Consider the following 8,462-nt stretch of genomic DNA (forward strand, 5'->3'; position numbering starts at 1 on the left):
GTCATTAGTCATTAGTCATTAGTCATTAGTCATTAGTCATTAGTCATTAGTCATTAGTCATTAGTCATTAGTCATTAGTCATTAGTCATTAGTCATTAGTCAGCCATCTGAAGAATTGTTAAAAAAAGCGATCGCCCCAACTGGCATAAAGTTAGGGCGATCGCCGTACTATGAATCAGCATTTATATATCAGGCTTGGCGCGGGATTTTTACGCATTTTCACGAATTTTGTTACAAAACTTTACTCGGCGTTGCGTAAAAATATCCAGAAATCGCGTTTCTGTACTTGATATCTCTGTTTTTTTTTTGAACCGCAGAGGGCGCAGAGGGCACAGAGGAAGAGAAGAGAGAATGAAAAAAGCTCCCAACTGATGAGGGATTGCTATAGCAGCAATGCCCAATGCCCAATGCCCAATGCCCAATGCCCAATGCTCCGCCTATTTAGCTAACAGTTTCTGAAACACTTCATACATCTCCTCAGCCAACTTTTTAGGATTCCACAAAGGTGCGAGATGTTCCGGCTGTTTAGATTTTACTAAATGCTGTTTCACCGCATTTCTCAAACCAGCATCCTGCCCAAACTTAACTCCCCACTGCGTGTATTCTTCCCAACTCCAAGCCGCGCCGACATCAAGATTTGCACTCTTGAGAAAAGCGTAACCCATCCGCGAAAGATATTGGTCGCCGGATCGAGTTACCACTGGCAAATTCGCCCACAAAGCCTCTAAATTGTGAGTACCGCCGTTGTAAGGATAGGAATCTAACAGCACGTCAGCTACATAATAAATAGCCCGGTGTTCTTCCTCGGTTCTGGTTTGCCCGATAAACTTAATTCGAGCAAAATCTACTCCTTGAATATCGCATTCTTCGCGGTAAGTGCTGTGAATAATATCCGGGTCTCCTTGGCCTTTGCGAATCAACAAACTATCTGGTACTTCTTTGAGGATTCTAACTTGAGCTTGCACCATTTCGGGATTCGTTTTTCTCCCTGGCGCAACACACAGATAAGCCATTTGATTTAAGCCAATTCCCAGAGCATTTCTAATCGCTTCTCGATTCACGGCAATGCTTTGCAGCGCGCCAATTGCTACCGAACAACTAGGCAATCTAACTAACTGTTCTAAGTAATGTTCTTCCACGCCTGGGGGATGAGTGTGTTCGTCGCAGAGAAAGTAATGATTTTCCGAAATGTAGGGCGCATCGAATCCCAGCCAAGAAACGCAAATTCCCGCAGGATATTGATACAGCACTTCGACATTTGTCGGCACTGTCATCGAGTCTAAGTCTATTAAAACATCCAAATCGTCTTGCACTACTTCCGCGAGGATTTCGCCGCCGTCAGCAAAGCCGTTGGGATATTTTTTCGGCCAGTAAAACTTGCCGGCCATTTCTTCAAATCGTTCGGTAACTTCATCTCGGTTGAGTTTGCCGGTGACGTAAAGGTGAACGTGGGGAGTGATGCGGCTTAATTCGCGAATTAAAGCTTCGCTGCACCAGCCTACTGAGTGGCGGCGGAAGTGTTTGGAAAGGAAGCCTATTTTTAAGGGCTGTTGTTTTGTGAGGAAATTTGCCGATTTGATGCGGTTGATTTGCTGCCGCTGCATGACGGCTTTTTTGTAGTATTCCTTGGCAACTAATCGGTAGAAACTGGCATTTTTTTGGCGGTTGTCTCGCAGGTGAGAAACTGCAAATAGGAAGATTTCGTAAAGCAGTTTTAGTTCGATGACGCTAAAGGTTTCGACTTTTTCGTAGCAGAGTTTTTCGATTTCTTCGAGTTTCTGAATTGCCTGTTTGCTGACACCTGATTGCAGGTAGGAAAAGACGTAGGCTGTGGCTGACATGACTGGGGCATTGTCGCCGCAAAATTCGCAGTATTTGTCGGCGACGCTGCGGGCTCTGGCGAGGTTGGTGGAGTGGCTTAGCAAGTCGCAGAGTTGTTGGTGGGCTTCGCTGAATTTGGGGCTGCATTCGATCGCCTTTTCAAAATGTGCGATCGCCTCTAATGGCTTATCTTGCTTCTGAATGTGTCCCATCCGGCAGTAAACCTCTGCCCAATCCGGTTTTAGTGTCAAAGCTTGCTGATAGCTGGTTAAAGCTTCTTCCAGCCGCCCCAGCATGGAAAAACAACTGCCTAGGTTAGCGTGAACTTCCGGCCAATCTGGCTTGATTTTGAGGGTATTTTGGTAATGAATAATTGCTTCTTCATACCTGCATAGCTGTAAGAATGAGTTGCCTAAATTGAAGTGCAGAACTTCTAATTCTGGCTTGAAACTTACAGCTTTTTGATAGTAAGCGATGGCAGAATCGAGATTGCCTTGTTGCGATCGCGCGCTGCCGATGTTAGCATAGGCTTCTGCCCAATCGGGTTTAATGGCGATCGCCTTTTCGTAGCTTTCAACGGCTTCGTCGCGCTTTCCTTGAGTGAAAAGTCGATTTCCCAGGTTAAAGTGGAAGTCGGCACCGACAAGCTGCGGGTTGAGCTCGGATGTTCTCTTAAAACAGGCGATCGCTGCTTCAATGTTGCCGTGTTTGTGATATACTTTCCCTAAATTCCAGTGAGCGCCCGCTAAATCGGGACTTAGGGCAATGGCTTGCTGGTAATTGGCGATCGCCTCTGACAAACGTCCCATTTTAAAGTACATACTGCCAATATTGGCCCGCACTTCCGCAAAGTTTGGCTGCAATTCTAAGGCTTGAGAGTACGATCGAATAGCAGCTTCAATTTTGCCTCCCGCTTGCAAAGCATTGCCTAAAGTGACGTAAGCGTGGATGTAATCGGGGCGAATTTTTAGGGCTTGCTGGCACGCTGCGATCGCCTCTTTAATTTTACCTTGAACTAAACAGTTTTCTGCCAGTTTTTTGTAGGGTTCTACTTCTTGATAATTGGCAATTTGTCTGCTGTCGGGAACCTTCAGCGAGGTAACTTGTTCGGAAACTGCGGCGGGGTTGGTAAACGGAGTATTTAAATTTTCTGTGGTAGGCGCAGGCGGTAAATTGATGCTAGAAGGCTGCAAGCCGTAGCCTTCATCTTTATTGACAGATATTGGTTGCGCTGCGTCTGATTCTGTTTCTAATTCGATGACTTGGCTGGCGACAGTTGCTTGCTGTTGTTGTTTAATTAAACTCGATATTTTTTCCGCAGCGCTAGTATCTCCAGGTTGCAGTTGCAGCACTTTTTGACAGCAAGCAATTGCTGCATCTAACTTTCCTTGCTGCTGCAAAACGCCCGCCAGCATCAAATTTACAGAACACAATTCAGGATTAATAGCAACAGCTTTTTGGTAACAATTTGCCGCCCGTTCCAATTGCCCTAACTTGTAATACATACTGCCGAGATTCGCGCTAGCTTCGGCAAATTCCGGCTGAATTTCTAAAGCTTGCAAATAAGCTTTAATTGCCATTTCCAGCTTCTCTTCAGCCTGCAGGGCATTGCCCAGCGTCAAGTAAGCGGCAGCAAAATTCGGTTGGAATTTAAGGGCGAGATTGCATTGGGCGATCGCCCCAGCAAATTCTCCTTGCAAAACATAAACTTCCGCCAACTTTTTATGAACTTCCGCCTCGGCTGGATTCAACTCTAAAGCTTGCTGATAATTTTCAATAGCGCCATCGAAATTGCCTGCATCTTTCAGCCGATTGCCCTTTAGGAAATAACTTTTAACTGCCTTGAAATCTACCAAAGAATCCGCGATCATTTTCTCTGCCACTCTTACAGGTTTTACACTAATAATATTCAACCATTCTACCCACTCTCCGGCACGCACAGACCAAGTACACCCTCGATTTATATATTCTACCTGCCGTCTCAGATGATTTTCAGCAGTGGCGCCCCGGCCCCGGCAAACTCTTTTAAAACTGAGACTGTCGCCTCAACAAACCGCCTTGTATATCCCTCCCAATCCGGTTTTCCGGCACGGTTCCAATTAGTTACCGATGCCAAATTTTCGGCCCCCGACATAGAAACTAGACGCGCAAATCCAGCCGTTGTTTCCGGCAAAGCCCCCAAATCACTCGTCACAATCCGGCAACCGCCGGCCATCGCCTCCATCACCGCAATAGATGACGTTTCCAAATAGGTATTGGGGTAAGCTAAAACCGCGACAGAACGCAGTTTCCGGACGAGTTCGGGTTGCGGTACCGAACCGATGTACTCAACGCCTGCTGTTGCCTGACACTCTTCGTAAATATCACCGAAAAAACAGGTTGTTATCATTGTCGTCTATTTGGTGTACTTTCATGCTAGAAAATACTTTCAATCTAGTGCCGGGGACAGCTTGACGAATTTCGGGAAAGACTTTCAACAAAATATCGAGTCCGCGAAATGGAGTGCTGGTGTAAGCTAGAATTGGCGGATGAGATTTTTGAGATAAGATAGAAATATTATCGTAAAAAAGGTTAGCCAAACAAGGTGCGATCGCATTTCTTAAAACATAACTGCGATTCAAGTCAATCCCAAAACGAGCATGAAATTGCTCGCGCTGCCAGTCGCTGACAAAAACAAAAGCATCGCACGCATTAATTTCTTGAAAATTATTAAAATCCTCAAGAAAAACAAAGCCTGGTTCGTTATGAATCCACAAAATTAACTTAGTATGTTTGCCCAAAAGAAGCTTAATTTCCAGCGCTTTGCCGACTATATTGACTATAACTAAAAAATCGAGCGATCGCAGCAATTCTAAATTAGCTTTATCCCCTACCCTGTGCCTGCAATCAACGCCGCGCCACATCCCAGACTCGGAAGTATTGTTAAGTAAAAATACCTGATTTCCCAGCGCAGCCAAGGCCTCAGCTAAATAACAAATAGCCGACTGAGTGCCGCCCAAAGGTTCGCGGTAAGGAGTTTCAATATTATAATCCCAAGTGTAGGTATCCAGAAATCCGATTTTCATTATGGCAATTATCCGCCGATTTGTGAACTAGATTTTTTTTATTTAACCACAGAGGGCGCAGAGGGCGCAGAGAAGAAAGAGAGAATTTCCCACTTGAAACAATTTGCGAGTGCCGTCTCTTCTGCTTCTTCCTCTCTGCGTTTTCTGCGCTCTCTGCGGTTAAATAAATCCATAATAAATGGTATAATCTTAAAACTATTAAGGAGTACCGAACATGACCACAGAACAAGATCCCGTAAAATTGATGAAACAGCAAGTCGGCTTTGCAGCAGCCGATCGCGTAAAATCTGGTATGATTGTCGGACTCGGCACGGGGTCAACTACAGCTTATACTATTCAAGCGTTGGGCGATCGCATAAAATCAGGAGAACTCAAAGATATCAAAGGAGTCCCGACATCCTTTCAATCAGAAGTATTGGCTAAACAATACGGAGTGCCGCTGACAACATTAGATGAGATTGACAGAATCGACGTAGCTATAGACGGCGCTGATGAAGTCGATCCCCACCTCAACTTAATTAAAGGTGGCGGCGCAGCGCACACCCGCGAAAAAGTTGTCGATTACCTCGCAACTCAGTTTATTGTAGTAGTTGACAGTTCCAAAATGGTAGATAAATTGGGTTCGACTTTTCGCGTACCCATCGAAGTAATACCGATGGCAATCACCCCCGTTACTCGCGCCATCGAAAAATTGGGAGGCAAACCAGAACTCCGCATGGGAATCAAAAAAGCCGGCCCAGTAATTACCGACCAAGGTAACATGGTAATTGATGTCAAATTTGATGACATTCCTAACCCCGGAGAAATGGAAAAAACATTGAATAACATTCCCGGTGTGTTAGAAAATGGATTATTTGTAGGCTGTACTGATTTAGTTTTAGTCGGCGAAATCAAGGAAGGAAAATCCGCAGTGCGCGAGATTTCTAAATAGTCAAAACTTACCCGCGGCTTGTCAAAAACTCTTTGTGGAACAGGCATCTTGCCTGTTCACAAAAAAAACTGAAATGTAAACTACAGCCCGCAAAAAAGAAAAAGCTTGCTTAATTAACTTATATTAACCACCAATAACCAACAACTAACAACCAACTAACAACTAACAACCAACAACCAACAACCAACAACTAATAACTAATAACTTATGATGCAATATCGCAGATTTGGTCGCACAGAATTATCCATGCCAGTCTTTTCCTGCGGCGGCATGAGATATCACCACAAATGGCAAGACGTACCAGCAAATGAGATTCCACCAGACAATCAACAAAATGTAGAAGCCACAATTCGCTATTCTATCGAATGCGGCATCAATCACATAGAAACTGCTCGCGGTTACGGCAGTTCGGAGATGCAATTGGGGTGGATTTTGCCGTCATTTCCCCGCGAAAAATTGATAGTTCAGACTAAAGTAGTTCCTAAATCAAACTCTCAGAAATTTCGCGAAGAGTTTGAAAAATCCTTAGCTTATTTGCAATTAGAATACGTCGATTTGCTGTCAATACATGGCATTAATACTTGGGAACTCCTAGAGGATTGTATGCGTCCTGGCGGCTGCATGGATGTTGCTAGAAAATTGCAAGCAGAGGGCAAAGTTCGGTTTATCGGTTTTTCAACTCACGGGCCAACGGATGTGATTGTCAAAATAATTGAAACCAATCAATTTGATTATCTTAACTTGCACTGGTACTACATCAATCAAAGTAATTTTCCCGCAATTGAAGCTGCTAAACGTCACGATATGGGCGTGTTTATTATCAGTCCTTCTGACAAAGGCGGTCAACTTTACAGCCCGCCGCAAAAATTGGTAGATTTGTGCTATCCGCTGAGTCCGATCGCGTTTAACGATTTGTTTTGTTTGTCGCATCCTCATGTACATACTTTGAGTTTGGGTGCTGCTAAACCTGAAGATTTTAACGAGCATCTCAAAGCTATAGAATTGTTAGATAGAGCCGATGAATTGTTGCCGCCGATATTAGCAAGGTTGGAAAATGCAGCGATTGATAAATTAGGAGAAGATTGGTTTAAGACTTGGCACGTCGGTTTGCCAACTATCGAAAATACTCCCGGAGGTATTAACATTCCAGTGATTTTATGGCTGTGGAATTTGGCGAATGCTTACGATATGATCGACTATTGCAAGATGCGCTACAATCTTTTAGGTAATGCGGGGCACTGGTTTCCGGGCAAAAAAGCCGATAGCCTCGATGAATTAGACTTGCGCCGCTGTCTAGCCCATAGCCCCCACGCTGCTAAAATTCCCGGTATTCTGCAAGCAGCCGATCGACTTTTTGGAGGTGAATCTGTTCAACGATTGTCCCAAGCTGTTCAACGATTGTCCCAAGAATAATCTAAAAAAAACCCGGTTTCAACATAGAAACCGGGTTAGTTAACCGGAACACATGAGTTTTACTCAGGCGCACACAATTAGCGTATACTGAAAAAACTCTCACAACCATCACCCATCCGTCTCATCCATTCGGGCGATATAACTTTTTTTTCCAAACTCCCTCCCATTTTGCTTTAATCTGAGAGCGAACAGTTAATAATCCACTTAGGTATTTTTTATGACTCTCAAACGCCGAGACTTCTTGTATTTGCTAACAGCTAGCGTCGGATCTATTACTGCAGGTGCTTGCCAAGCGTCAGGAAATAATGTAGTGCAATCAACTGCCATTGCAGAAAGCCCAAAAATCGCTCAAACTCCCGGCCCTTTTACACTGCCGCCTCTACCTTACGAATACAACGCTTTAGAACCGCACATCGACGCGCGGACAATGCAATTTCACCACGACAAACATCACGCCGCCTACGTTAAAAACCTCAACGAAGCTGTCAGCAAACACCCCCAACTTAAAAACATTAGTGCGGAAGATATGCTCAGAGATTTGAGCAAAGTGCCGGAAGATATTCGCACAACCGTGCGGAATAACGGCGGCGGACACCTCAATCACACTATGTTTTGGGAAATCATGAGTCCCAATGGCGGCGGCGAACCCACAGGAGCAATTGCCGCAGCAATCAAGGAAAGTTTCGGCAGTGTTAGCGATTTTCAAGCAAAATTTAACGAAGCTGGAACTAAGCGTTTTGGCAGCGGTTGGGTTTGGCTGGTTCGCAATAAAGCAGGCAAATTAGAAATTGCAACTACTGCCAATCAAGACACTCCTTTCATGGAGGGCAACTATCCAATCATGGGCAATGATGTTTGGGAACACGCTTATTATCTCAAGTATCAAAACCTCCGCGCCGACTACTTGAAAGCGTGGTGGAATGTGGTTAATTGGACGGAAGTTAACAAGCGCTACGAAAAGGCGATCGGTTAGTTTCACAAAGTGTGTAGCTGCGATCGAGCTACACTATTTGTTATCTCTAAAATACAAAGATCGCTTGATATCAATCCCGCCAATATAAACGTTCTCTAGCTAACGAATCGGGCGATCGAACTGCTGTACAGTTTTCCGCAAGTAAACGCAGTGGCGCGCGCCCTGACTCGTCGGCGTTGTAAATGATTCGACTGACTCAAGTGTGCCGCCCAAACGCTCGATCGCACTTTGCAAATCCGTCTCTTCCTCCGCCGTCCAA

At 44.8% G+C, this 8,462-nt stretch carries 6 protein-coding genes; 3 read left to right on the forward strand and 3 right to left on the reverse strand.

Going from position 1 to position 8,462, the window contains the following annotated elements; translation table 11 throughout:
- Nucleotides 1–437 precede the first annotated feature (437 nt).
- The 3 genes from WBA89_RS01810 to WBA89_RS01820 all read right to left on the reverse strand — a co-directional run bounded on the left by WBA89_RS01810 (nucleotide 438) and on the right by WBA89_RS01820 (nucleotide 4,886).
- On the reverse strand, nucleotides 438–3,692 hold the full coding sequence (locus WBA89_RS01810; RefSeq protein ID WP_424403519.1) for a tetratricopeptide repeat protein: 3,255 nt from the start codon (nucleotides 3,690–3,692) through the stop codon (nucleotides 438–440).
- A 110-nt stretch (nucleotides 3,693–3,802) separates the two neighbouring features.
- Nucleotides 3,803–4,210, reverse strand: a complete 408-nt coding sequence (locus tag WBA89_RS01815; protein ID WP_424403521.1) for a glycosyltransferase — start codon at nucleotides 4,208–4,210, stop codon at nucleotides 3,803–3,805.
- The gene (locus WBA89_RS01820) at nucleotides 4,185–4,886 is read right to left on the reverse strand and encodes a hypothetical protein (protein WP_424403523.1); all 702 of its coding nucleotides are present in this window, start codon (nucleotides 4,884–4,886) and stop codon (nucleotides 4,185–4,187) included. The genes WBA89_RS01815 and WBA89_RS01820 overlap by 26 nt, the downstream gene beginning before the upstream one ends.
- A gap of 214 nt (nucleotides 4,887–5,100) precedes the next feature.
- Here WBA89_RS01820 and rpiA point away from each other — a divergent pair, with 214 nt between their 5' ends.
- From rpiA to WBA89_RS01835, 3 genes are all read left to right on the forward strand, one after another.
- Entirely contained in the window at nucleotides 5,101–5,817 is a 717-nt protein-coding gene (rpiA, locus tag WBA89_RS01825) for a ribose-5-phosphate isomerase RpiA (protein ID WP_424403525.1), read from the forward strand.
- Nucleotides 5,818–6,027: 210 nt separating this feature from the next.
- Nucleotides 6,028–7,230 (forward strand): aldo/keto reductase, encoded by a 1,203-nt coding sequence (locus WBA89_RS01830; protein WP_424403529.1) that lies wholly within the window; start codon nucleotides 6,028–6,030, stop codon nucleotides 7,228–7,230.
- Between the two features lie 217 nt (nucleotides 7,231–7,447).
- Complete coding sequence (locus WBA89_RS01835; RefSeq protein WP_424403527.1) at nucleotides 7,448–8,203, forward strand: Fe-Mn family superoxide dismutase; 756 nt, start codon at nucleotides 7,448–7,450, stop codon at nucleotides 8,201–8,203.
- The last annotated feature ends 259 nt before the right edge of the window (nucleotides 8,204–8,462 follow it).

Origin of the sequence: Microcoleus sp. (assembly GCF_049646505.1) — a bacterium.
In the GTDB taxonomy this organism is placed as follows: Bacteria; Cyanobacteriota; Cyanobacteriia; order Cyanobacteriales; family Microcoleaceae; genus Microcoleus.

Coding starts and splice junctions, on each gene's coding strand:
- WBA89_RS01815 (WP_424403521.1), bottom strand. CDS start 4,210: ATGATAACAACCTGTTTTTTCGGTGATATTTACGAAGAGTGTCAGGCA.
- WBA89_RS01810 (WP_424403519.1), bottom strand. CDS start 3,692: ATGATCGCGGATTCTTTGGTAGATTTCAAGGCAGTTAAAAGTTATTTC.
- WBA89_RS01830 (WP_424403529.1), top strand. CDS start 6,028: ATGCAATATCGCAGATTTGGTCGCACAGAATTATCCATGCCAGTCTTT.
- rpiA (WP_424403525.1), top strand. CDS start 5,101: ATGACCACAGAACAAGATCCCGTAAAATTGATGAAACAGCAAGTCGGC.
- WBA89_RS01820 (WP_424403523.1), bottom strand. CDS start 4,886: ATGAAAATCGGATTTCTGGATACCTACACTTGGGATTATAATATTGAA.
- WBA89_RS01835 (WP_424403527.1), top strand. CDS start 7,448: ATGACTCTCAAACGCCGAGACTTCTTGTATTTGCTAACAGCTAGCGTC.